21 protein-coding genes are annotated in these 25,075 nt (G+C 60.7%); 5 read left to right on the top strand and 16 right to left on the bottom strand.

Translation table 11 applies throughout. From position 1 onward, the window contains the following. Positions 1-26: 26 nt before the first annotated feature. Genes creC through rloA2 form a run of 3 tightly spaced genes read right to left on the bottom strand, consistent with a single transcriptional unit; the run spans position 27 to position 2,703 of the window. On the bottom strand, positions 27-1,466 hold the full coding sequence (creC, locus tag BLU75_RS25230) for a two-component system sensor histidine kinase CreC (protein WP_084379608.1): 1,440 nt from the start codon (positions 1,464-1,466) through the stop codon (positions 27-29). Further along, entirely contained in the window at positions 1,466-2,143 is a 678-nt protein-coding gene (gene creB / locus BLU75_RS25225) for a two-component system response regulator CreB (protein ID WP_084379629.1), read from the bottom strand. Before creB ends, creC begins: the two co-directional genes overlap by 1 nt. A 59-nt stretch (positions 2,144-2,202) precedes the next feature. Further along, positions 2,203-2,703, bottom strand: a complete 501-nt coding sequence (gene rloA2, locus BLU75_RS25220) for a retropepsin-like aspartic peptidase RloA2 (protein WP_084379609.1) — start codon at positions 2,701-2,703, stop codon at positions 2,203-2,205. A gap of 175 nt (positions 2,704-2,878) precedes the next feature. Here rloA2 and BLU75_RS25215 point away from each other — a divergent pair, with 175 nt between their 5' ends. Further along, positions 2,879-3,766: an acyltransferase gene (locus BLU75_RS25215; protein ID WP_084379610.1), complete on the top strand. Its 888-nt coding sequence runs from the start codon at positions 2,879-2,881 to the stop codon at positions 3,764-3,766. Here BLU75_RS25215 and BLU75_RS25210 read toward each other — a convergent pair. Next, positions 3,763-4,332 (bottom strand): DUF2780 domain-containing protein, encoded by a 570-nt coding sequence (locus BLU75_RS25210; RefSeq protein WP_084379611.1) that lies wholly within the window; start codon positions 4,330-4,332, stop codon positions 3,763-3,765. The genes BLU75_RS25215 and BLU75_RS25210 overlap by 4 nt on opposite strands. Before the next feature lie 316 nt (positions 4,333-4,648). Between BLU75_RS25210 and BLU75_RS25205 the strand changes: the two genes are divergently transcribed. Continuing rightward, positions 4,649-5,095, top strand: a complete 447-nt coding sequence (locus tag BLU75_RS25205; protein ID WP_084379612.1) for an anti-sigma factor domain-containing protein — start codon at positions 4,649-4,651, stop codon at positions 5,093-5,095. Between the two features lie 60 nt (positions 5,096-5,155). Here BLU75_RS25205 and fdhA read toward each other — a convergent pair whose 3' ends face one another. The 8 genes from fdhA to BLU75_RS25165 all read right to left on the bottom strand — a co-directional run bounded on the left by fdhA (position 5,156) and on the right by BLU75_RS25165 (position 15,113). Beyond that, positions 5,156-6,355 (bottom strand): formaldehyde dehydrogenase, glutathione-independent, encoded by a 1,200-nt coding sequence (gene fdhA / locus BLU75_RS25200; RefSeq protein ID WP_017530750.1) that lies wholly within the window; start codon positions 6,353-6,355, stop codon positions 5,156-5,158. 133 nt (positions 6,356-6,488) lie between these two features. After that, entirely contained in the window at positions 6,489-7,346 is an 858-nt protein-coding gene (purU, locus tag BLU75_RS25195; RefSeq protein WP_084379613.1) for a formyltetrahydrofolate deformylase, read from the bottom strand. A gap of 179 nt (positions 7,347-7,525) precedes the next feature. Next, on the bottom strand, positions 7,526-8,158 hold the full coding sequence (locus BLU75_RS25190; protein ID WP_084379614.1) for a sarcosine oxidase subunit gamma: 633 nt from the start codon (positions 8,156-8,158) through the stop codon (positions 7,526-7,528). Between the two features lie 108 nt (positions 8,159-8,266). Next, on the bottom strand, positions 8,267-11,284 hold the full coding sequence (locus BLU75_RS25185; RefSeq protein ID WP_084379615.1) for a sarcosine oxidase subunit alpha: 3,018 nt from the start codon (positions 11,282-11,284) through the stop codon (positions 8,267-8,269). Then, on the bottom strand, positions 11,281-11,583 hold the full coding sequence (locus tag BLU75_RS25180; RefSeq protein WP_084379616.1) for a sarcosine oxidase subunit delta: 303 nt from the start codon (positions 11,581-11,583) through the stop codon (positions 11,281-11,283). Before BLU75_RS25180 ends, BLU75_RS25185 begins: the two co-directional genes overlap by 4 nt. Before the next feature lie 14 nt (positions 11,584-11,597). Then, entirely contained in the window at positions 11,598-12,848 is a 1,251-nt protein-coding gene (locus BLU75_RS25175) for a sarcosine oxidase subunit beta family protein (protein WP_084379617.1), read from the bottom strand. 22 nt (positions 12,849-12,870) lie between these two features. Continuing rightward, entirely contained in the window at positions 12,871-14,124 is a 1,254-nt protein-coding gene (gene glyA / locus BLU75_RS25170) for a serine hydroxymethyltransferase (RefSeq protein ID WP_084379618.1), read from the bottom strand. Between the two features lie 260 nt (positions 14,125-14,384). After that, complete coding sequence (locus BLU75_RS25165) at positions 14,385-15,113, bottom strand: TraX family protein (RefSeq protein WP_084379630.1); 729 nt, start codon at positions 15,111-15,113, stop codon at positions 14,385-14,387. Positions 15,114-15,203: 90 nt separating this feature from the next. Here BLU75_RS25165 and BLU75_RS25160 point away from each other — a divergent pair, with 90 nt between their 5' ends. Further along, complete coding sequence (locus BLU75_RS25160; RefSeq protein ID WP_084379619.1) at positions 15,204-16,244, top strand: threonine aldolase family protein; 1,041 nt, start codon at positions 15,204-15,206, stop codon at positions 16,242-16,244. Positions 16,245-16,294: 50 nt separating this feature from the next. Here the strand turns inward: BLU75_RS25160 and gbcB are convergent, their stop codons facing one another. Next, a complete protein-coding gene (gene gbcB / locus BLU75_RS25155; protein WP_084379620.1) occupies positions 16,295-17,395 on the bottom strand; it encodes a glycine-betaine demethylase subunit GbcB in 1,101 nt (366 codons plus the stop codon). Between the two features lie 281 nt (positions 17,396-17,676). Here gbcB and gbcA point away from each other — a divergent pair, with 281 nt between their 5' ends. Beyond that, positions 17,677-18,972, top strand: coding sequence for a glycine-betaine demethylase subunit GbcA (gbcA, locus tag BLU75_RS25150; RefSeq protein ID WP_084379621.1), 1,296 nt, complete (start codon positions 17,677-17,679; stop codon positions 18,970-18,972). A gap of 315 nt (positions 18,973-19,287) precedes the next feature. Further along, positions 19,288-20,205 (top strand): IS110 family transposase, encoded by a 918-nt coding sequence (locus tag BLU75_RS25145; protein ID WP_084381955.1) that lies wholly within the window; start codon positions 19,288-19,290, stop codon positions 20,203-20,205. Between the two features lie 874 nt (positions 20,206-21,079). On the opposite strand, the gene etfB is transcribed toward BLU75_RS25145, so the two are convergent. The 3 genes from etfB to dgcB are packed head-to-tail and all read right to left on the bottom strand — an operon-like array spanning position 21,080 to position 25,029. Next, on the bottom strand, positions 21,080-21,850 hold the full coding sequence (etfB, locus tag BLU75_RS25140) for an electron transfer flavoprotein subunit beta (protein ID WP_084381868.1): 771 nt from the start codon (positions 21,848-21,850) through the stop codon (positions 21,080-21,082). 15 nt (positions 21,851-21,865) lie between these two features. Further along, positions 21,866-23,086, bottom strand: coding sequence for an electron transfer flavoprotein subunit alpha (gene etfA / locus BLU75_RS25135; RefSeq protein ID WP_084381869.1), 1,221 nt, complete (start codon positions 23,084-23,086; stop codon positions 21,866-21,868). Next, entirely contained in the window at positions 23,086-25,029 is a 1,944-nt protein-coding gene (gene dgcB / locus BLU75_RS25130) for a dimethylglycine demethylation protein DgcB (protein WP_084381870.1), read from the bottom strand. The genes etfA and dgcB overlap by 1 nt, the downstream gene beginning before the upstream one ends. Positions 25,030-25,075 lie beyond the last annotated feature (46 nt).

Genomic DNA, 25,075 nt, shown 5'->3' with positions numbered 1-25,075 from the left:
GAGTCTGGGAGCCGACTGTGGGCGGTTTATGAGGGCAATGTGGAGACTGTGTGGAGATGCAGTACCACCTGCACGCCACCGGGCACGTTGCCAATCTGCAACGAGCCGCCATGCAACTTCATGACTTCTTCGACAAAGTTCAGGCCCAGCCCGGTGCTCTTGCGACCATTGCCCGGACGCGGCAAGGAATAGAAACGCTCGGTCAAGCGCGGCAAGGCGTACTCGGGAATCGCTTCGGCCTGATTGAACAGGCTGACCTGCACAGCGTTGCGTTGTACCGCGGCGCTGAAGCGCAGAGTGCCGCCGGGCGGGGTGAAGTCCAAAGCGTTTTCCAGCAGATTACCCAGGGCCTGGCGCAGCAGGAAAGGTTCGCCGAACAACGTCACATCGGCATCGATCAAGCGCTCGATGTGCAAGCCGGCCTGCTCGATCCGCGCACACTGGGCCTTGATCACCTCATCCACCAAAGCCGCCAGCGGCACCGGGGCTTGCTGCTCCAGGCCCTGGCGTTGCTCGACCTGGGCCAGGTTCAACAGACGCTCGATCAACTGTTGCAAACGCGCACTTTCACTGGCGATATTGCCGACAAACCGCTGCTGCTGAACCGGGGTCATCTGCCCTTGCAGCAGCTCCGCCGCGCCGCGAATCGCCGCCAGCGGGCTTTTCAGTTCGTGGGTCAGGGTATGCACATAACGTTCGACGTAGGCCTTGCCCTCCAGTTGCGTGCGCATGTGCTCCACGGCCGTGGACAGTTGCTCAAGCTCGCCGCCACGGTAATGCGGCAACTCGGCACGTCGCCCTTCACTGACCGCCTGTGCATAGCTGGTCAGGCGCCGCAGCGCGACGCTCAGCCACCACGACAACAACGCCCCCAGCAGCAACCCCAGCGCCACCAGCCCGGCGCCGTACCACAGCAAACGGCGTTCGGTGCGATCGACATAAGGTTGCAGCGAACTGTTGGGTTTGGCCACGGTGACCACCCCGATAATCTGCCCGTTATCGCGGATCGGCGCACCCACGTGCATCACTGATGAAGCCGGATCTTCGGCATTGCTGCGGGTCGAACGCGCACCATACTCACCGCGCAGGGTCAGGTAGACATCATTCCATTTCGAATAATCCTGGCCCAGCGCCTCAGCGCTGGAATCGAGCAGCACGATGCCCTTGGCGTCGGTGACATAGATGCGGTGGTTGACCTGGTTTTTCGCCAGGCCCCAAATGGTCGCGCCCGGCCGACGGTCGCCGTAGGACTTGAGCACGCTCGGCCAATGGCTTTGTCCGAGGGTGCCGTTCTTGACGTCATCGCGCAGGACTTCCGCCAGCAGGTTGGCGGTATCCACCAAGGTTTCTTCGGTGGACTGGCGCACGCCGGGGCGAATTTCCTTCATCACCGTGCTGAGCACAAAATAGCCGGTCAGACCGATAAACAGCGCGTACACCAGGAAAATCCGCAGTCCCAGACGCATCAGGCGTGGCTCGGGCTGTAGCTGTAACCCAGGCCACGGTGAGTCTGGATCGGCTCGGCATCCAGGGCGACTGCGCGCAACTTGCTGCGCAGGCTTTTGATGTGACTATCGATATTGCGCTCGTAACCTGCATCGGCGGGCACGCCCACCGCATCCAGCAACTGCTCGCGACTGAACACGCGTTCGGGCTGCTCCAACAGGCAGTTGAGCAGGCGAAACTCATGACGGGTGAGGTTCAGGGGCTGGCCGTGGTACTGAATCTGGACCCGCTCGGGGTCCACCAGGAACACCCCGCTGCTGGCGGGAGCCGCAACGGGTGTCACACGTTTGAGGATCGCCTTGACCCGCGCCGCCACTTCCCGTGGACTGAAGGGTTTGACCACATAATCGTCGGCACCGATCTCCAGGCCCACCACGCGATCGATTTCCGCGTCCCGGGCACTGAGGAACATCACCGGCACTTCGGTGAAGCGGCGCAGTTGCTTGCAGGTTTCAAAACCGCTGATATCCGGCAAACCGATGTCGAGGATGATCAAGTCGGCGGGGGTCTGGCGCTGGTGCTCCAGCGCGACCTGGCCAAGGGTCAGCCAGGTGGTGGTGAAGCCTTCACCCTGCAGGGCAAATATCAGCGTATCGGCTATTGCCGCTTCGTCTTCGACAATCAGGATATGAGGCATGGCATCCGAGCACAGGGAAGGCAAAGGTGAACGGTGCCCCATGCCTCATTGCGCGTCAATCAGCAGTCGGGCTTGTCGGCTGTGTAGCGACGGGCCGGGTTCACCGCAGCATCAAACTTACGCAGCGCCTTGGCGCCGATCAACAGCGGGTAGTTGAAGCTGCTGCGGTCGGTGAGGTTAACCTCCACCGTGCGCTTGACGTTGCCCAGGCACATCTGCAGTTCCACCACCGGGCGCTTGGCCACGCTGGTTTCATCCTTGTCATCATCTTCGTCGGCGCGGTTCTTGATCTTGCTGATGCGCGCCACCTTGTGTTCATACACTTTGTTGTTCTCGGCTTTGTCACCCAGGCGGAAACGCACCCAGTCCTCGCCATCGCGAGTGAAGGTCTCAATGTCGCGGGCCGACAGCGAAGCGGTCAACGCGCCGGTGTCCATCTTGGCCTTGAAGGTTTCACCGAATTCCGGCAACTGAATGTATTCGTAGCGCCCGTAAAGGGTCGGCTCGGCGGCCATGATCGGCAGGGCGACGAGGGATAACAGGGCAAGGAGGGATTTCACGTGGCAGGTTTCCTTGAGATAAGTAGGCAAATACTAGACTGCAAACACAGCCCAAAGTTGGATCGTTGCCCAGCATACGCAATACAACGTGAAACATTCGTCAGGCGATTTGCGATTTGGTCTCTAGACTGAAGCTGCTTATCATGGCCCGCCCAACCGTTTTCAAGAGTTACTTATGCGCCGCCTGCTCACCGGCTGTTTCGTCACACTGCTGCTGTTACTCAACACGCTGATCCTGATCGGCCCTTTACTGGTGTTCGCCCTGCTCAAGTTGGTGGCGCCCGGTCGCTACCGCGACCACGCCTCAGGGGCGGTGATGTGGATCGCCGAAACCTGGGCCGAAATCGACAAGCTGATCTTCGCCCTGTGCATCCCCACCGCATGGGATATTCGCGGCGGCGAAGGCCTGCGCCGCGATACCTCGTACCTGGTGATCAGCAACCATCAGTCCTGGGTCGACATCCCGGCGCTGATCCAGACCCTCAACCGGCGTACACCGTTCTTCAAGTTCTTCCTGAAAAAGGAACTGATCTGGGTGCCGTTCCTGGGGTTGGCCTGGTGGGCGCTGGATTACCCGTTCATGAAGCGCTACACCAAGGCGTTCCTGGCGAAAAATCCGCAGTTGGCGGGCCAGGACCTGAAAATCACCCAGCAAGCCTGCGAGCTGTTCAAACGCCAGCCAGTGACCGTGGTCAATTACCTGGAGGGCACGCGTTTTAGCGAAACCAAGCACGCACAGCAGAATTCACCCTTCACCCGCCTGCTCAAACCCAAGGCCGGCGGCGTGGCATTCGTCCTGGCGGCAATGGGCGAACAGCTGGATGCTATCCTCGACGTCACCGTGGTGTATCCACAGGACAGGATTCCGGGTTTCTGGGATCTGATCAGCGGTGCGGTGCCTCGCGTGATCGTGGATATCCGCACCCGCGAGCTCGACCCGGCATTGTGGCAGGGGGATTACGAGAACGATCCGGCGTTCCGCCAGACCGTCCAGAACTGGGTCAACCAGCTCTGGATGGAGAAGGATGCGCGCATCGACGCGCTGCGCGCGGGGCGCCCTTAGCTGCCGGTGCCCCAGGCCTGGGCCAGTTTGCCGAGCAAGGAACTGTCGGCACCCTGTCCGCCCAGGTACTGCAGGATCACCGGGGCAAACTGGCCGATCATGCCACTGTCCATGCCCAGCGCACTGAACGCGGTGTTCAGGTCGCTGGTGGTCTTCACGTTGCCCAACAGACCGTCCAGACCCGACGTCTTGCTGCCGCCATTCTGGCCGAGCATGCCACTCAGCGCCCCGAGGCTGTCCAACGAGTTGCTGCCAGACAGCTTGTCGAGGCCGGGCACGCTTTTGCTCAGTTGCGAATAATCACCGCCGCCCAACTGATTCTTGGCCAACCCCAGCATCGCGCCGGTCCCGCCGACAGCTTGCTCGGGTGTGATATTCAACTGCGAGGTCAACGCGCTGAGCAAACCAGCGGTTTCTGACGTAGGAGCTGCGGCGGCGGCCTTGTTGCCGCCCTGCATGCCGGAGATGGCATTGGCCGCATCACCCAGACTGAAACCGGCTGCCAGCACCGGACCGGCTGCCAGGCTCATCAGGCAGGAAAGGGCCAAACCGCGTGAAATTTTCATCGAGACAACCTCTAAATTCAGGAGCCACACCCCACATGCGGGTGGGCAGAAGCACGCATTTGACCGGGATCTTACGGGGATTGTTCCGTGGCTGAAGGTACCTGCAGATTTGTTCAGGAACACCGCTCTTTCAGCGGAGAACGGTTCCAGGCGAGGCGATTTGACATCACCCAACCCCGTAATCATTGCGCCAGCTCCGGAACCTGACGCTGTTCTCAGGGTCAATTTCACTACTGAGAATGCCCGTAGCAGTTAAAATCAAAGAGCCATTACTGGCCGCTGCGTATTGCACTCAACCACTGTCAGGAACAGCCTTATGACTCACGTGATTGACCAAAAACCCAGCTTCTGGACCCGTCCACGCTTGTTCGTTGGCGTTTGCGTCGTGGTGATTGCCGGTATCGGTGGCGCGCTTTACACCCAGGACAGCGTCAAGTCCTCGGCAACCTTGGTAACCACCACTCAACAGCCCGCCGCGCAAATCATGGCCCACAAGGATTACCTGGAGGTTGAACCGATTGCGTCCACCGCGCCGGAACCGGACCGCAGCCTCGAACTGTGGGCTCTTCCCGCCGGCGGCACACCGGTTTCCCTGGGCCTGTTACCGGAAGACGGTAAAGGCATCATCGGCCTCAACCCCCGCCAGCAGGAAACCATCAGCCAGCCGGTGGAACTGATGGTCAGCTCGGAAAGCAAGGGTGGCTCGCTGAGCAAGCAACCGACTGGCCCGACGGTCTATCAAGGCGCGCTGGCCGCTCGCTGAACGCCTGGACACCGCATAAAAAAGGGCGACCCGAGGGTCGCCCTTTCATTTGCCCCAGATTCAGGCAGCGCTGAACAGTTTGTGCGGGTCGATCACGAATTTCTTCGGTACGCCAGCATCGAACTCGCCGTAGCCACGCGGTGCATCGTCCAGGCTGATGACCTGTACACCAACGATTTCGGCGATGTTGATGCGGTCCCACATGATCGCCTGCATCAGCTGGCGGTTGTACTTCATCACCGGCGTCTGGCCGGTGTGGAAGCTGTGGGACTTGGCCCAGCCGAGACCGAAGCGGATGCTCAGGCTGCCCATTTTCGCGGCGGCGTCCACAGCACCCGGATCTTCGGTGACGTACAGGCCGGGAATACCGATCTTGCCCGCCACGCGCACCACGCCCATCAGCGAGTTGAGCACGGTGGCCGGCGCTTCAGCCTTGACTCCGTCGTGGCCGTGACCGCGCGCTTCGAAGCCCACGCAGTCGACGGCACAGTCGACTTCAGGCTCGCCCAACAGGGCCGCGATTTGTTCGTGCAGTGGCGTGTCGGTGGACAGGTCGACCACTTCAAACCCTTGCGCCTTGGCGTGGGCCAGGCGGATCGAGTTGACGTCGCCGACGATCACCACCGCCGCACCCAACAGGCGTGCGGAAGCGGCGGCCGCCAGGCCGACCGGACCGGCACCGGCGATGTAGACGGTGCTGCCCGGCCCGACGCCCGCCGTCACCGCACCGTGATAACCGGTTGGCAGAATGTCGGAGAGGCACGTCAGGTCGCGGATTTTTTCCATGGCCTTGTCGCGGTCCGGCAGCTTCAACAGGTTGAAGTCGGCGTACGGCACCAGTACATATTCAGCTTGGCCTCCGGTCCAGTCGCCCATGTCGACGTAGCCGTAGGCGCCACCGGCACGGGCCGGGTTGACGGTCAGGCAGACGCCGGTGTGCTGTTCCTTGCAAGAACGGCAGCGGCCGCACGCGACGTTGAACGGCACCGACACCAGATCGCCGATTTTCAGGTTCTCGACGTCACTGCCCTTCTCGATCACTTCACCAGTGATTTCGTGCCCCAGCACCAGACCGGTCTGGGCGGTAGTACGGCCGCGCACCATGTGTTGGTCGGAGCCGCAGATGTTAGTGGACACCACGCGCAGGATCACGCCGTGCTCAATCTTCCTGCCTCGGGGGTCCTGCATTTTGGGATAGTCGATTTTCTGTACTTCGACCTTGCCGTTGCCGAGATACACGACACCACGATTACCAGACATGCTTTCACCTCGCTGTTGTTTTTATGGAACCGCGTTGCCCCTTTGGGTGGGCAGCGCATTAAGTGCTCGGGTACAGATGCTGTTTTTTATGTTGTGCGTGATGGCCCTTTCGACTTGTTCGCGAAGGCATCCATCAGAGCACCACCGTCCGATTGGCGTTCAGGAACACCCGCCGCTCGATGTGATAACCCACGGCGCGAGCCAAGGTGAGCCCTTCGATATCCCGCCCCTTGGCAATCAAGTCCTCGGGGTAGTGACTGTGGTCCACCACCTCGACGCCCTGGGCGATGATCGGGCCTTCATCCAGGTCGTTGTTGATGTAATGCGCGGTGGCGCCCACCAGCTTCACCCCCTTGTTGTACGCCTGGTGATACGGCTTGGCGCCCTTGAACCCCGGCAACAACGAGTGGTGGATATTGATCGCCTTGCCATCCAGCTTGCGGCACAGCTCCGGCGACAGCACTTGCATGTAGCGCGCAAGGATCACCAGTTCAGCGCCGGTGTCTTCAACCACTTGCCATACCTGACGTTCCTGGGACGGTTTGTCGTTGGGGTCGAGGGGGAAATGGTAGTAGGGAATCTGATGCCAGTCGGCCAAAGGTTTGAGATCGGGGTGATTGGAGACCACCGCAACCACATCCATCGACAGTTGACCGATACGCTGGCGGTAGAGCAAATCGTTCAGGCAGTGATCGGCCTTGGAGACCATGATCACGACTTTTGGCCGATAGTTCGGCGCCACAAGTTCGAAGATCATGCCAAAGGCTTCGCCACGACTGGCCAAGCCATCGCGGAACGCCTGTTCGTCAAAACCGTCCGGTTGGCGAAACTCCACCCGGATGAAGAAGCGGCCCGAGAGCCGGTCATCGAAGGAATGGTGCTCAGTGACGTAGCAACCCTGTTCGAACAGGTAGCGAGTGACCGCATCCACCGTGCCGAGCACGCTGGGGCAGTCGGCGGTCAAAATCCATGTATCGGGTGCGCGGCTCATTGCGGAAACTCCTAAAACAACTCAAGGCCTCAACTACCTTCGCCCTCTGTAGGAGCGAGCTTGCTCGCGAAAATCGTCAACGATAACGCCGGCATTCTGATTCGCGCGGCGTTCTTGCGTTTTTCGCGAGCAAGCTCGCTCCTACAGAGTGGGCGCGGCAATAGCCGTCGGGGGGCATGTCAGGCTTGGACGCTCAGGCCATACTCGGCCGATGCATCCTGCAACCACAACCACCAGTAATCCGAGAAACTGCGCCGGATCACCAGCTCCCAGGTATCTTCAGCGGTATGCCGGATCACCAGTTGCGACTTGGCGAACACCGTGCCGACGGCTTTGCCCACCGGGAAATTAGTCGGATGCACGTCATAGCTGGTGGACTTCATCAGCACATCACGCACATTCGGGCCAGTCAGTTCGAGGATCTGCTGGCCGCCGCTGACATTGACGATCTGGATATGCAGATCCCCCAACGCCTCACGCAGATTTTTCTCGGCGGCAAACTCTTCACCGCTCGGCACGATCAACAGCCACTCATCCGGGCCGAGCCATTGCAGGCTAGTTTCGCCCTTGACGATGACCGCCAAGGCGCCCGGCAACTCGATGCCCAGCGCCTTGTGGATGCCGGCGGCAAACGCCGCGTCATGCCCGTCGCCACGAATGGTCAGGTGGCCGAGGAGTTTCTTTTCGCGCACGGTCACGCCGGCGTTCTTGCGCCCCTTGCCCGCGAGGCTGGCGAGGTCGGCATGGTGCAGCAACGACTCGGCCTTGGCGTCGGTGGTGGGGCGTTGTTGGTACACATTGGCTGCTGTCATAGAGCACCTGTTCTGAATTCTGTGGTGAATCTACTGCCGCCTTCGCGAGCAAGCCAGCTCCCACAACTGTGGGAGCTGGCTTACCTGCGCTGCAGGCGACTCGGTCCATCAGATGTTCTGGCGTTCGCCTTTCGGGTCAAAGAACACCGAAGACACAATCTCCGCCTCGATCACACTGCCATCCGCCAACGGTGAGAAAACCCGCTCACCGATGCGCTTCAAGCCGTCCTTGACCACGCCCATGGCAAACGAATAGCCGAGAGAGTTGTGGGCATAACTTGAGGTGACGTGGCCGACCATCTTCATCGGGATCGCCTGTTTGGCGTCGAACACCAATTGCGCGCCTTCCGGCAACCACACCTTCGGATCGATCGGCTTCAGGCCCACCAGTTGCTTGCGCTCCTCACGCACGCAGTCTTCACGGTTCATCCCGCGCCAGCCGATCCACGAGAACGGCTTGGTACGACCGACGCACCAGCCCATGTTCAGGTCGTCCGGGGTCATCGAACCGTCAGTGTCTTGCCCGACGATGATGAAGCCCTTCTCAGCCCGCAGCACGTGCATGGTCTCGGTGCCGTACGGGGTCAGGTTGTACTTTTTGCCGGCCTCGACGATCTGTTCCAGCACGCCCATGGCGTAGTCGGCCTGCACGTTGACTTCGTACGACAGCTCGCCGGTAAACGAGATTCGGAACACCCGCGCCGGCACGCCGCCGACCAGACCTTCCTTCCAGGTCATGAACGGGAAACCGTCCTTGTCCAGGTCGATTTCGGTGACTTCGCTCAGCAACTTGCGGCTGTTGGGGCCGGACAAGGTCATGGTCGCCCAATGGTCGGTGACCGAGGTGAAGTACACCTTGAGGTCTGGCCATTCGGTCTGCTGATAGATTTCCAACCACTGCAACACGCGAGCCGCGCCGCCGGTGGTGGTGGTCATCAGGAAGTGGTTGTCGGCCAGACAGGCGGTGACGCCGTCGTCGAAAACCATGCCGTCTTCCTTGCACATCAGACCGTAGCGCGCCTTGCCCACGTCAAGCTTGGTCCAGGCGTTGCTGTAGATGCGGTTGAGAAACTCGCGGGCATCCGGGCCCTGGATATCGATCTTGCCGAGGGTCGAGGCATCGAGCAGGCCGACGCTGTCGCGCACCGCCAGGCACTCGCGTTTCACCGCGGCATGCAGGTCTTCACCGTTGCGCGGGAAGTACCAAGGGCGTTTCCATTGGCCGACGTCTTCAAACTCGGCTGCGTTTTTCACGTGCCAGGCGTGCAGCGCGGTGTAGCGCACTGGCTCGAAGATATGCCCACAGTGACGGCCCGCTACGGCGCCGAAGGTGACCGGCGTGTAGTTGGGACGGAACATGGTGGTGCCCATCTGCGGGATGGTCACGTTCAGCGAACGGGCGGCAATCGCCAGGCCGTTGACGTTACCCAGCTTGCCCTGGTCGGTGCCGAAGCCCAGCGCGGTGTAGCGTTTGACGTGTTCCACCGACTCGAAACCTTCGCGGGTCGCCAGTTCGATGGCGGCGGCGGTCACGTCGTTTTGCAGGTCGACAAATTGCTTCGGCGCCCGTGCGGTAGCTTTTTCGTGAGGCACCTGGAACAGCGCCAGGGTTGGCTCTTCCAGACGGCTCAGGGCTTTGGGCAGCGTGCCCTCGACCGGCGCAAAACCGGCTTCGCTGGCCGCGCGCACGCCGCCTTCAAAACCGTCCGCCAGGGAATCGCCCAGGCCGTAGACGCCATTGATGCCGCCGACGCACACACGCTTCTGCGGGGCTTCGCCCGGTACAAAACCGAGGATATCTTCACGCCAGGTCGGCTTGCCGCCCAAGTGCGAGGCCAAGTGCACCACCGGGCTGTAACCACCGGAACTGGCGACCAGGTCGCAATCCAGCCATTCGCCGGGGCTGGTGACTGTGTGTGCCTTGACGTCGATGGCCGCGATCCGTGCAGCGGTCACGTGTTTGCTGCCACGGGCTTCGATCACTGCGCTGCCGGTAAGGATGCGAATCCCTTTGGCGCGGGCTTCTTCCACCAGCGCGCCGCGCGGGTTGGGACGCGCGTCAGCCACCGCGACAACTTGCAGGCCGGCATCGAACCAGTCCAGCGCAACGCGATAGGCGTGATCGTTGTTGGTCGACAACACCAGTTTCTTGCCCGGCGCCACGCCGTAGCGGCGCACATAGGTGGACACCGCACCCGCCAGCATGTTACCCGGCACGTCATTGTTGCCATACACCAGCGGACGCTCGCACGCCCCGGTCGCCAGCACCACACGCTTGGCGCGTACCCGGTTGATACGTTGGCGCACCTGGCCAATCGGCGCACGATCACCGAGGTGGTCGGTCAGGCGTTCGTGAATGGTCAGGAAGTTATGGTCGTGGTAACCGTTGACCGTGGCGCGTGGCAGCAGCACCACGTCCGGCAAGGCTTGCAGTTCGGCAACCACACTCGCGACCCACTCGGCAGCCGGCTTGCCGTCGAGGCTTTCGCGGGAATCGAGCAGCGTGCCGCCGAACTCTTCCTGCTCATCGGCGATGATCACGCGGGCGCCGCTGCGCGCGGCCGCCAATGCAGCGGCCAGCCCCGCAGGACCGGCGCCGACGACCAGCACGTCGCAATGACGGTTGAGGTTATCGTAGGTGTCCGGATCATTTTCGGTCGGCGAACGGCCAAGACCGGCAGCTTTACGAATGTACTTTTCGTAGGTCATCCAGAACGATTGCGGGTACATGAAGGTTTTGTAGTAGAACCCCGGCGGCATCAGCTTGCCGCCGACCTTGCCGAGAATACCCATCATGTCGTTATTGACGCTCGGCCAGCCGTTGGTGCTGGTGGCGACGAGGCCTTGGTACAGCGCCTGTTGCGTGGCGCGCACATTGGGAATCTGCGTGGCTTCGGTGGCACCGATCTGCAGCACCGCGTTCGGCTCTTCGGCGCCGGCGGCGTAGATACCGCGTGGACGCGAGTACTTGAAGCTGCGACCGATGATATCGACGCCATTGGCCAGCAAGGCGGCGGCCAGGGTGTCGCCTTCATAGCCTTTGTAGCTCTGGCCATTGAACGTGAACGTCAGGACTTTATTCCGGTCGATCCGGCCGCCGTTGGACAGGCGATTGATCTGGCTCATACCTTCTCTCCAGAAGCCTTGGCGGTGAATTGCGGCTTGGCGCCAATCTTGTAGGTTTCAAGAATCTCGTAGGTCACGGTGTCGCGGGTAGCGTTGAAGTACTGGCGGCAACCGGCGGCATGGATCCACAACTCATGGTGCAGGCCGCGAGGGTTATCGCGGAAGAACATGTAGTCGCCCCACTCTTCATCGGTGCAGGCATTCGGGTCCAGCGGGCGCGGGATGTGCGCCTGGCCGGAGGCGTGGAATTCCTCTTCGGAGCGCAGCTCGCCACAATGAGGACAGAAGATATGCAACATAGGAATTTCTCCTGTTAGTGGGCGACGGCCGCAGCGCCGTGTTCGTCGATCAACGCACCGTTGTGGAAACGGTCGATGGAGAAAGGTGCGGCCAGCGGGTGCATTTCACCCTTGGCCAGGCTGGCGGCAAACACGTTGCCCGAGCCCGGAGTGGCCTTGAAGCCACCGGTGCCCCAACCGCAGTTGAAAAACATGTTCGGCACTGGGGTCTTGGAGATGATCGGGCAGGCGTCCGGCGTGGTATCGACGATGCCGCCCCATTGGCGGTTCATGCGCACCCGCGAGAGCACCGGGAACATCTCGACGATGGCCTGCACGGTGTGTTCAATCACCGGGTACGAGCCGCGCTGGCCGTAGCCGTTGTAGCCGTCGATACCGGCGCCGATCACCAGGTCGCCCTTGTCGGACTGGCTGATGTAGCCGTGTACGGCGTTGGACATGATCACGCTGTCGATGATCGGTTTGATCGGCTCCGACACCAGCGCTTGCAGCGGGTGGGATTCGATCGGCAGGCGGAAGCCCGCAAGCCCCGCCATATGCCCGGAGTTACCGGCCGTCACCACACCGACGCGCTTGGCGCCGATAAAGCCTTTGTTGGTTTCCACGCCGATGCACACGCCGTTTTCCTTGCGGAAACCGATCACTTCGGTCTGCTGGATCAAGTCCACGCCGAGTGCGTCGGCGGCGCGGGCAAAGCCCCAGGCCACGGCATCGTGACGGGCCACGCCGCCACGCCGTTGCACGGTCGCGCCGAGTACCGGGTAGCGGGTGTTTTTCGAGCAGTCGAGGTACGGAATCTCGTCGGCCACTTGCTGGGCATTGAGCAGTTCGCCGTCCACGCCGTTGAGGCGGTTGGCGCTGACGCGGCGCTCGGAATCGCGGATGTCCTGCAGGGTATGGCACAGGTTGTAGACGCCACGCTGGGAGAACATCACGTTGTAGTTCAAGTCCTGAGACAGGCCTTCCCAGAGTTTCATCGCGTGTTCGTAGAGGTGCGCCGACTCGTCCCACAGGTAGTTGGAACGCACGATCGTGGTATTACGCGCGGTGTTGCCACCGCCCAGCCAGCCCTTCTCGACCACGGCCACGTTGGTGATGCCGTGTTCTTTCGCCAGGTAGTACGCCGTCGCCAGACCATGCCCGCCACCGCCGACGATGACCACGTCGTAGAGCTTTTTCGGCGTGGGCGTGCGCCACATGCGCTGCCAGTTTTCGTGATGGCTGAGTGAGTGCTTGAAGAGGCCGAAGCCCGAGTAGCGTTGCATAGTCATTACTCCAAAACCGCGCTCAGCGATAAACCGGGAAATCAGCGCACAGGGCGGACACATGCTTGGCCACGTTGGCCTCGACGTCGGCGTCGCCGAGGTTGTCGAGGATGTCGCAGATCCAGCCTGCCAACTCGGTGCACTGCGGCACTTTGAAACCACGCGTGGTCACCGCCGGAGTGCCGATGCGCAAACCCGACGTCACGAACGGCGACTGTGGATCATTCGGCACCGCGTTCTTGTTGACGGTGATATGCGCGCGACCCAGGGCGGCGTCTGCCTCTTTGCCGGTGAGGCCCTGGCGGATCAGGCTGACCAGGAACAGGTGATTATCGGTACCGCCGGACACTACATCGTAGCCGCGTTTGATAAACACGCCGGCCATGGCCTGGGCGTTGTCGATCACTTGTTGCTGATACGCCTTGAAGCCAGGTTCCTGCGCTTCCTTGAAGCACACCGCCTTGCCAGCGATCACGTGCATCAACGGGCCGCCCTGGGCGCCGGGGAATACGGCTGCGTTGAGTTTCTTTTCAATCTCTTCGTTGGCCTTGGCCAGGATCAGCCCGCCACGCGGACCGCGCAGGGTCTTGTGGGTGGTGGTGGTGACCACATCGGCGTACGGCAGCGGGTTCGGGTACAGGCCGGCGGCGACCAGGCCGGCGACGTGAGCCATGTCGACGAACAACAGCGCACCGACCTTGTCGGCAATCTGACGGAAGCGCGGGAAATCCAGGGTTTTCGAGTAGGCGGAGAAGCCTGCGACCAGCATCTTCGGCTTGTGCTCGACGGCCAGGCGCTCGACTTCGTCATAATCGATCAGGCCGGTGTCGGTGTTGATCCCGTATTGCACGGCGTTGTACAGCTTGCCCGAGGACGACACCTTGGCGCCGTGGGTCAAGTGACCGCCGTGAGCCAGGCTCATGCCGAGGATGGTGTCACCGGCGTTCAACAGTGCCAGATATACCGCGCTGTTGGCGGAGGAACCGGAATGCGGCTGGACGTTGGCGTAATCGGCACCGAACAGCTGCTTGGCACGCTCGATGGCCAGGGCTTCGACCTTGTCCACGTGCTCGCAACCGCCGTAATAGCGCTTGCCCGGATAGCCTTCAGCGTATTTGTTGGTGAGGCCGCTGCCTTGAGCCTCCATCACGCGCTTGCTGGTGTAGTTCTCTGACGCGATCAGCTCGATATGATCTTCCTGACGCTGTTCCTCGGCATTCATCGCCGCCAACAGTGCGTCGTCATATCCCTGGATCTGGTCTTGTTTGCTGAACATCGCGTCTCTCCCAGCCTTTCGTATTGTTGAGGCCCGTGCAGGGCCCTTTGATGCGATGGTAGGGCTGGCTTGAAGAGGTCAAATGCCTACGGGCGCCACGCAAAGGTGCGTTTACGACATGGCCTGAGCAAATAGTTTTGAGGGGGGCTGAAAATGTGCAAGAGCGAGCTTGCTCGCGAAAAACCAGAGGGCACCGCGCTCATTCAGCATGCACGCGTTATTTTGGCGTTTTTCGCGAGCAAGCTCGCGCCTACAGAGGATCAGGCGATGAGCTGGCGGATAAGTAGCAGCACGAGGAAATGCCCGGGGTAAAGCGCATACGCCCAGCGACGCATGGCCGGTGGCGAGGCGTTTGCGGCATGTCGCAACAGGACCAGGCCGGCCAATGGCGCGATCAGGCAAGCGACCAACCCCGACAATGCGACGGCGTTGGCGCTTTCGAGCAGAACGTGCCATTGGTTGGCGGCAACACAGACCAGTCCCGGCAACAGGCTGAAATACCATGGGCGACGGAACACCAACAGCATTGCCAGCGGCAGTAATACACCAAAGAAGCCGAACATCAGGTGCGTGGAAAACACCGCGGCTATTGCGACGGCGATCAGCGCCAAACCTCGATCAAAAAGCGTCTTTTGCTGCCATCCTCTGGCAACCAGCAATCCCAGCGCCAGGCTCGGTAATACGTTGAGCGTCGCGGCATCGGCGATAAACATCCGATACGGCACCTCACTGATCACGCTGAACAGCAGCAGCCAACCCAGGTAACGCCATTGAAAGGTCGGCGAGGCATCCTTGACCCGGTGCAGGTTCGCTGCAATCGCCAGGCAAAACCACGGGAACGCCAGACGGCCCGGTACATACAGCCCGTCAAGACTCAACCCGATATACCGCAGGTGATCCAGCACCATGCACAGCAGTGCCAGCCATTTGAGCAGGTCAAGCGCGCCATCGCGGACGCGCCTTACAGGAATCGTTTCAGTACCGTGCATAATTCCCCACAGATTTTGCATTAACACTGCGTGCGCACGCCGGATATTCTTGGTTAAAGTGCGCACCAATATCGATCACAGGAACGGGCCATGACTGACAAGAGCCAACAATTCGCCAGCGACAACTATTCCGGTATCTGTCCGGAAGCCTGGGCCGCCATGGAGCTCGCCAACCAGGGCCATCAACGTGCGTATGGCGATGATGAATGGACCCTCCGCGCCGCCGACGGTTTCCGCAAACTGTTCGAAACCGACTGCGAAGTGTTCTTCGCCTTCAACGGCACTGCGGCCAACTCCCTGGCACTCTCTTCACTGTGCCAGAGCTACCATAGCGTGATTTGCTCGGAAACCGCCCACGTCGAAACCGACGAATGCGGCGCGCCGGAGTTTTTCTCCAACGGCTCCAAGCTGCTCGTCGCCCGCACCGAAAACGGCAAGCTGACGCCGGAGTCGATCCGCGAGATCGCCCTCAAGCGCCAGGACATTCACTACCCCAAGCCCCGCGTTGTCACCCTGACCCAAGCCACCGAAGTGGGCAGCGTCTACACCCCGGAAGAAATCCGCGCCATCAGCGTGACGTGCAAGGAGTTGGGGTTGAACCTGCATATGGACGGCGCGCGTTTCTCCAACGCCTGCGCGTTCCTCGGCTGCTCGCCCGCCGACCTGACCTGGAAAGCCGGCGTCGACGTGCTGTGCTTCGGCGGCACCAAAAACGGCATGGCGGTGGGCGAAGCGATCCTGTTCTTCAACCACAAGCTGGCCGAGGACTTCGATTACCGCTGCAAACAGGCGGGACAGTTGGCCTCGAAAATGCGCTTCCTATCGGCGCCCTGGGTCGGCTTGCTGGAAAACGACGCCTGGCTCAAACATGCCCGGCATGCCAACCACTGCGCGCAGTTGCTCAGCCACCTGGTGGCGGACATTCCGGGAGTTGAGTTGATGTTTCCGGTGCAGGCCAACGGCGTGTTCCTGCAACTCTCCGAACCGGCCATCGCCGCGCTGACAGCCAAGGGCTGGCGCTTCTACACCTTTATCGGCAAGGGTGGCGCGCGGTTCATGTGTGCGTGGGACACCGAAGAGGCGCGCGTGCGAGAACTGGCGGCGGATATTCGGGAAGTGATGGGCGCCTGAGACCCGCTCCATCTGTGGCGAGGAGACTCGCCACAGATGGAGCCCTCGTATCAGAACTCGATACGCACGTCGCCCTTCGGCACGCTGCAGCACGACAGGATGTAGCCTTCGGCTTCGTCTTCCTCGGTGATCCCGCCGTTGTGCTCCATCTCCACTTCGCCGCCCAGCTTCATCACTTTGCAGGTGCCGCAGATCCCCATGCCGCAGGCTTTGGGAATCAGCAGGCCAAGCTTGGCCGCAGCGGCGTGGACTGTCTCGCCCGGGGCCACGCGAATGCTCTTGCCCGACGAAATGAACTCCACCTGGTGCAGATCCGCCAGGTCGATTTCCGGGGCGTCCGCCGCTTGTTCGGCTTGCTCCACCGCATCGGCGCGGGCTTCGGCCGGCGTCGCGCCAAACGATTCCTCGTGGTAGCGACTCATGTCGAAGCCATTGGCTTCCAGCAGGCGCTTGACCGCGTTCATGTACGGCGTGGGGCCGCAGCAGAACACTTCACGCTCAAGGAAGTCCGGCACCATCAGTTCGAGCATTTTCTGGTTCAGATAACCGCGATAACCCGCCCATGGCTCGCCCAACCCGTGCTTTTCGCAAATCAGGTGCAGGCTGAAGTTATCGATCCGCGACGCCATGTGCTCCAGCTCGCGGTGGTAAATGATGTCTTTGGGCGTGCGGGCGCTGTGGACAAACACCATGTCGACATTGGCGTTGGTGTCGTAATACCAACGCGCCATGGACATCACCGGTGTGATACCCACGCCACCACTGAGGTACAGCACTTTCGGATTGGTGTAGTCGATGGCATTAAACAGCCCGACCGGCCCGTGCACCGCCAGCTCTTGCCCTTCGTGAAGCGTGTCGTGCAACCAATTGGAAACACGGCCGCCCGGCACGCGCTTGATAGTCACCGAGAAGCTGTAGGGCACCGACGGCGAACTGGAAATGGTATAGGAGCGCATGATCGGCTGGCCTTCGATTTCCAGCTCCAGGGTGACGAACTGCCCGGGCTTGAAGAAGAACAGGATCGGCTGGTCGGCCATGAAGCAAAACGTGCGCACGTCCCAGGTTTCCTGGATGACTTTGACGCAACGGACTATATGACGACCATTGGCCCAGGTCTGGGTGGTGACCGGATTCAGGAAGCTGTTGGACATGCTGTTCTCCACGGCCGTACGTCGGCTTTATGCTGGCGATTCTGCGTAAGGCGAGATTCGTCCATTTACCTGCCAGCGACATTCACATACTTATCGCAACCAGCCCCTATACCACTGGGGTTGCGCGTCGGGAACAGAGTGGGGCATGTCGCTCATGGACAAGGTTACGGATGAAGCCGGGCCCACACTCGCACCCATCAAATACACAGTTTTACGCCTTGCAATGCAATAACCGTAGCCACTTATCCCGGCCACACAGAATGGCCTTGAGGACACATACGATGGACGTCACCGCAACCTTAAGCCTCGGCGATCCGCTGGAACCCGCACGCAAGGCCACCGCGCAAATGCTGCAAGAGCGCGAACGCACCTTTTCCCTGCCCCAGCCGTTTTACTCTGATGAACGGCTGTTTGATATCGACATGCAGGAGATCTTCCAGAAAGAATGGCTGATCGCCGGCATGACCTGCGAAATCCCCGCCAAAGGCAACTACTTGACCCTGCAAGTGGGCAAGAATCCGATCATCGTGATCCGCGGTGCCGAAGGCGTGGTACACGCGTTCCACAACGTCTGCCGCCATCGCGGTTCACGCTTGTGCACCAGCGACAAGGGCAAGGTCGCCAAGCTGGTCTGCCATTACCACCAGTGGACCTACGAACTGGACGGGCGCCTGTTGTTCGCCGGCACCGAGATGGGCGCCGACTTCGACATGCAGCAGTACGGCCTCAAGCCCGTGAACGTGAAGACCGCGGGGGGCTATATTTTCATCAGCCTGGCCGAAAACCCGCCGGCCATCGATGACTTCCTGGCGACGCTGACCCATTACATGGAACCGTACGACATGGAAAACACCAAGGTGGCGTTGCAAACCACCTTGAGGGAACAAGCCAACTGGAAACTGGTGTTGGAAAACAACCGCGAGTGCTATCACTGCAACGCGTCGCACCCCGAGCTGTTGAAAACCCTGCTGGAATGGGACGACGTTACCGACCCGCGCGCCGACCAGGCTTTCAAGGACCACGTGGCCGCCTCCGCCGCCGCCTGGGATGCGGAAAAAATTCCTTACGCCCACGCCAGCTTCGGCCTGCGCAACCGTATCGTGCGCATGCCACTGCTCAAAGGCACTGTGTCGATGACCCTCGATGGCAAGCAAGGCTGCCAGAAGCTCATGGGCCGGATCAAAAACCCGGACCTCGGCTCGATGCGCATCCTGCACCTGCCCCACTCGTGGAACCATTGCATGGGCGATCACATCATCGTCTTTACCGTGTGGCCGATCAGCGCCCAGGAAACCCTGGTCACCACCAAATGGCTGGTCCACAAGGATGCCGTGGAAGGCGTGGATTACGACGTCGAGCGCATGCGCCTGGTATGGGACGCCACTAACAACCAGGACCGACGCCTGGCCGAAGAGAACCAGCGCGGGATCAACTCCACCGCTTACCAGCCCGGGCCGTACTCCAAGACGTACGAGTTTGGCGTGGTGAACTTTGTGGATTGGTACAGCGAACGGATGCTGAACAATCTGGGCGCTGAACCTGCGGCGTACCTCAAAGGCGTCGCGGCCCACGAATAACTGAGCTACCGGCAACCAAAATGTGGGAGCGGGCTTGCTCGCGATAGTGGTGTATCAGCCAACTGATTCGTTGAATGACACTACGCTATCGCGAGCAAGCCCGCTTGTGTCTTGATCTAGGAATAAACTCTGGGGTGAGAGGGGTGGATGGCAAGCTGCAAGTCCGCGGTGCTCAAAGCACGTGTGGGAGCCGAGCTGCCATCCACCTTTCCACTCTGGCCTACAAGCCCGAACAGTTGGACGAGCAGCCACTCGAAATCACAAGCGTGGGCAAAGCCAGAGCACTCTCACATCTGAGTGTAAGAGGGTTTTGCCATGATTTCCTGGGTCGGTATCGACATCTCAAAATCAAACCTTGTCGTCTGGGTTAAACCACAGAGCGAAGGTTTCGATGTTTCAAACACTTCAGAAGGATTTCTTGAGCTGATTCGACGATTGAGTCAGTTTGAAGTCAGTCTGATTTTGCTGGAGGCCACCGGGGGCTATGAGCGTAATGCCATGGCGGCTCTGCAAGGCGCAAACTTCAAGGTGCTCAGGGTCAATCCTCGCCGAGCCAGATCCTTTGCCGTGGCGATGGGCAAGAATGCGAAGACTGACGCTATTGATGCGGCCGTTCTAGCAGACTTTGCTGAAGTGCTGAATGCCTCAAGCAGCAAGGTTATTTCGCCTGAGCGTGAAGCGCTCCGCGAGCTGGTTCAGCAGCGCGAGCATTTCGTTCAGCAACGAGACGACAATAAGCGCCGTCTTCAGCAAGCCCAGCTACCAGCCGTTATTGCGCTGATCAAAGGCCATATTCACTTCCTGCAAACGCAAATCAGGCAACTTGATAAGGCCATCAATCAGAGCATGCACGAACTGGACGCAGAAAAAGCCCAGCGGCTCATCTCTGTTAAAGGTATCGGTACGGTTGCCACCGCGAGTTTGCTGGTTTATCTGCCCGAACTAGGTGAGCTTGATCGCCGTGAGGTTGCGGCCTTGGCAGGTATCGCGCCCTTGAACGACGACAGCGGTAATCACAGCGGGAAGCGACATATCTATGGAGGCAGAGCCCGTGTCAGACGGGCTCTGTACATGTCCTGCTGGGTTGTAATCCGCCATCAGCCCGACTTCAAGGCACGCTACGAAGGCCTTCGAGAGCGAGGTAAGAGCGCGAAGGTCGCGCTCATCGCCTGCATGCGTGTACTGCTGATTAGGCTCAATGCCATGTTGCGAGATGGCACTGAGTGGCGGTGACGAATGGCATGGTGAAGACAGTTGCTCCCACACGCAGATTTGCGCTGTACAAAAAACACCCAATAATGTGCAGGCCCCCTGATACTCACGCTCCCAGCCTTTGCCCAACAACTTATCCACAGAGCCACCCACAGCAATTGTGGGCAACTGCTCTCGTTTCTCAAAATAAAATCATGAAAATCCGTGACTTATTCAAAAGCTGCGTATTTACTCCCAACTGATCATTTTTTGATCTAAAGCCCTGAGACCCCGATTTATAGGGGCTGCAGCTGTACTGCGAACACCTTATCCACAGAAGCACCAACAGACTTTGGGGGCAACTTCGGCCGATCTGTGGAAAACCTGCTGAAGCCACGCAGAATCGCGGCTTTGAGGGGATTTAAATGCTGAAATGACGACATTGATCATATTTTGACCAAACAGACAAAAGCCTCTGTCTACGTGGCCTGCAGCGGATAGCAAACATCTTATCCACAGAAGCGCCAACAGACTTTGGGGGCAAGTCGGGATCGGTATTTTACTTTTTCCACAGAAAAACCCGAGAAAAAACCGCAGGTTATGTTGATCAGTTTTCGTACAGAGGGCTGCAGGCGTTTATTTGCCTGGGGTGCAAGGAGCCGCGAACAGGTTATCCACAGATACGCCAACAGGGATTGTGGGTAACCAGTGATCACAACATGTTGGTCGCCCTCCAGCGCAGATTAAGACTGCGTTGGAGAACATAGACTTCTGAGCACCTGCGGCGGCGAAGTGCTGGAGGGTGATAGAAGAATCAACTTAGATGGCAGGCTTATGGCTGGCAGTGCCGGCCAGTACATGACGACCGGCGGGCATACCGGTCTCGGGATTGGCCGGGCGTCATCGTTACGGGTGCTCAGCGCACCACACCTTCCTCGATCAACAACTTGAGAATCGCCTGGGCACCCTCTTCCGGGCTGACGCCCTTGAGTACTTGCCCACCGCCGCCACTGGCCTTGGCCGTCGCAGCCTTCATCCGGTCAGCGCCGCTTTTGGCCTTGATCACCTTCAGACGCTTGGGCCGGGGCTTGGCCGGTTGCAACACAGCGCCTGTGAATAACTCATCCTCCACCACATGCACCTCGTGGGCCTCCAATACGCCACGCTGGGCCGGGCCGTAGGCACTTTGCCGAGGCTTGGGCGCGGCGTTGTCCACCGTGGCGAGGAACGGCAAGCGCACTTTCAAGCGGCGCCGTTGACCACGTGGCAGGGCTTGCAGCACCTGGGCCACGCCGGCATCGATGGATTCCACCTGGGCCAGGCCAACGATCAGCGGCCAACCCAACTGGTCGGCCAGCAGGTACGGCAGCATCCCTGAACCTTCACCGGTTTCCGCCTGGCTGCCGGTGAGGACCACTTGGGTATCGGAACCGCGCAGATAATCACTGAGCACCGGCAAGGCGTCGGCGCCCTCCGGTTGTTCCAGCACATACAGTTGGGTAAGCCCCATGCCCAGATAAGCGCGCAGGGTCGGCTCGGCAATATCACCTGCGTGCAGCACTTGCAGGTTATCCCCAGCCAGTTGCAAACCCAGTTCCACGGCGCGCGCGTCTTGTTCGGCGCGGCGCGGCCGGCCGGAGGTCGGGTGCGCGCCGATGGACACCAGGCTGATTACATTGGTCGTCATGGCCATATCCTTTGCTTAAGCCGCATCGCGCTTGGCGCCATTGCGGTAGGTCTCGACCGCCGTGATCAAGGCTTGCAGAATCGCGGCGCTTTCGCCGATCACCGACAAGTCGGCACGCTTGATCATGTCGCAACCGGGATCGAGGTTGATCGCCACCACCTTGTCGCAGGCACCAATGCCTTGCAGATGCTGGATCGCCCCGGAAATACCCACGGCCACGTATACCCGGGCGGTCACCCAGATGCCGCTGGCGCCGACCTGACGATCACGCGCCATAAAGCCATCATCCACCGCGACCCGCGACGCCCCTTCGGTCGCGCCCAGGGCGGCGGCGGTCTGGTGGAACAAGTCCCAGTCCTTGACGCCGTTGCCACCGGAGAAAATAAACTCGGCTTCGGCCATCGGAATCGCGCCTGGGTCCACCGCGACCGCGCCCAGGTCTTCAATACGCGGCAAGCTGCGCGCCAGGGCTGTGGATAACTCCACGGGCAACACTTCATGACGCGTGTCACTGACCGGATCCGCGCACTCTGCAGCGGCCAGAATCATCCGCGGCAGTGACCGGGCCAAGTCTTGCTGGCCCGCACCGGCACGGCCGATGCACGTTTGGTCCTTGACCTGCCAAACCCGAGTGGCCGGGCGTTCCTGGATGCTCGCCGCGAAGCGCCGGCCGAGTTCCGCGCCGCCGCTGCGGCTATCCGGCAACAGCCAGTGGCGCGGGTTGAACTGGTTATCCACAGCCCGCAAGCCCTGGACCCGCTGTTCCGGTGAATAACCCTCGAACACTGGACCCTCCAACACCAGCAGGCGGTCCACTCCGGCGCTGTCGAAGGCGCTTTCCTTATGTTCACCGAACACCACCGCCAACACCGCGCCGTCGCTGCCGGCCAACTGTCGCGCCAGGCCCAGCAAGTCGCGGTCGTGGCTGCTCAATCGGCCACCGACCATGTCCGGTACTACGTTTATGTAGAACGCCGGGGTTGTGATCTGATGCAGCGGCAGTTGCACCGCCACCGCTGCTGTACGCTTGGCCGCGCCGCCCTGCTGGGCGCCGCTGCGGTCTATACGCTTGATGCCGTTGGGGCCGATAAAACCGACACCGTGGACATTTTTGCGCACGACACCGTTGGGCCCCATCCAGCTGTGTTGTACCGGCTGCATGGCTGCGTGCAGCGGGTGCAAGCGGTTGCGGGCGATCCATTCGGCCCGTGGGTCACGGCGGATAATGTCGCTCATCAATGCACCTCCGCGGGTTCACGCTTGGCCGGTGTGCTGGCGGCTGCGGCGTCATCCAGCAACGCGTCCGCCACCAACTCGGCAATGTCTTTGATCAACGGGCGCGGTTCGACCACGCCTTCGAGCATCGCCGTACATTGTGGACAGCCCACGGCCACCAGTTCGGCGCCGGTCTCACGGATGTCTTCCATACGCATGTCGGGAATCCGCTGCTTGCCAGGAATATCGGTGATCGGCGCACCACCGCCACCACCGCAGCAACGCGAGCGGAAACCGGAGCGTTGCATTTCCTTGACCTCGATGCCCAGCGCCCGCAGCACATCTCGCGGTGCTTGGTACTCGCCGTTATAGCGGCCCAGGTAGCAGGGATCGTGGTAAGTCACGCTATCGCCTTTATGCCGGCCCAGGTTCAGGGCGCCAGCGGCGATCAGCTCGGCCAGATAGGTGCTGTGGTGCTGCACGAGGTAGTTGCCGTCGAACGCGCCGTATTCGTTTTTCAGCACATGAAAGCTGTGCGGATCGCAGGTGACGATGCGCTTGAAGCTGTATTTGGCCAGGGTCTGGATATTGCGTGTCGCCAGCAACTGGAACGTCGCTTCATCGCCCAGGCGCCGCGCAACGTCGCCGCTGTCGCGCTCTTCCAGGCCGAGCACGGCGAAGTCGACCTTGGCCGCTTTCAGCACTTTGACGAAAGCGCGCAAGGTGCGCTGGTTGCGCATGTCGAAGGCACCATCACCGACCCAGAACAGCACGTCGGTGGTCTGCTTGTCGCTGAGCAAGTTCAGGTTCAAATCCGCCGCCCAGTTCATCCGTCCGCCCGGGGCAAAACCGCCGGGGTTGTCGGTGGCGATCAGGTTTTCCAGGACTTCGGCGCCCTTATTCGGGGTCGCGCCTTTTTCCAGGGTCAGGTGGCGGCGCATGTCGACGATGGCGTCCACGTGCTCGATCATCATCGGGCATTCTTCCACACAGGCCCGACAGGTGGTGCAGGACCACAGCGTCTCGGCATCCACCAGGCCGTTGACGATTGGCTGGTGCGGATTGCCGCTGTGCTCGCCCACCGGCTTACCTGGATAAGGGCTGCCGGCGAACTTTGCATCGGTGCCACCCGCCAGGCCGACCACCATGTCCTGGATGAGTTTTTTCGGGTTCAGCGGCTGGCCGGCGGCGAACGCCGGGCACGCGGCTTCGCACTTGCCGCATTGCACGCACGCGTCAAAGCCGAGCAGTTGGTTCCAGGTGAAATCCTTGGGTTTTTCAACGCCCAGGGGAGCGTTTTTGTCTTTCAGGTCCAGTGCTTTCAGACCGGTCGAGCGGCCACCACCAAAGCGTTCCGCGCGACGGTGCCAGGCCAGGTGCAACGCACCGGCAAAGGCGTGTTTCATCGGGCCGCCCCAGGTCATGCCGAAGAACATCTCCGACACGCCCCACAGCACACCCACACTCAGCAGCGCCGCCAGCAGCCAGCCGCCAAAGTCCGCCGGCAGGATGCCGGCTACCGGCAAGGTCACCAGGAAGAAACTCACCGAGAACGCCATCAGGCTTTTCGGCAGGCGCATCCACGGGCCTTTCGACAAGCGTGACGGTGGATTGCGGCGACGCAGGTAGACAAAGGTGGCACCGACAAACATCAGCACCGAAGCCAGCAACAGCGCATAGCCAAGGAGGCGATTGTGCAGGCCGAAGCCATGCACCAGCACCGCCAGCAGCGCCGACAGCACAAAACCCAGCGCCGTGGCGACGTGGGTATTGGCGATGTACTTGTCGCGGGCGACCACATGGTGCAAGTCGACCATGTAGCGCTTGGGCATGGCCAGCAGGCCGCCGAGCAAATCCACCTTGGAAGCCCGGCCACGACGCCACATGTTCACCCGCCGCAAGGCGCCAAGGACCGCGAGGCCCAGCGCGGCGAACAGCAGGATGGGAAGAAGGATGTTCAACATGGTGAAGCTCCCGCAAGGGTTTTGTAGGAGCGAGCTTGCTCGCGAA

Source organism: Pseudomonas mucidolens, assembly GCF_900106045.1.
GTDB classification, from domain to species: domain Bacteria; phylum Pseudomonadota; class Gammaproteobacteria; order Pseudomonadales; family Pseudomonadaceae; genus Aquipseudomonas; species Aquipseudomonas mucidolens.
This window is presented reverse-complemented; position numbering and strand designations above follow the sequence as displayed.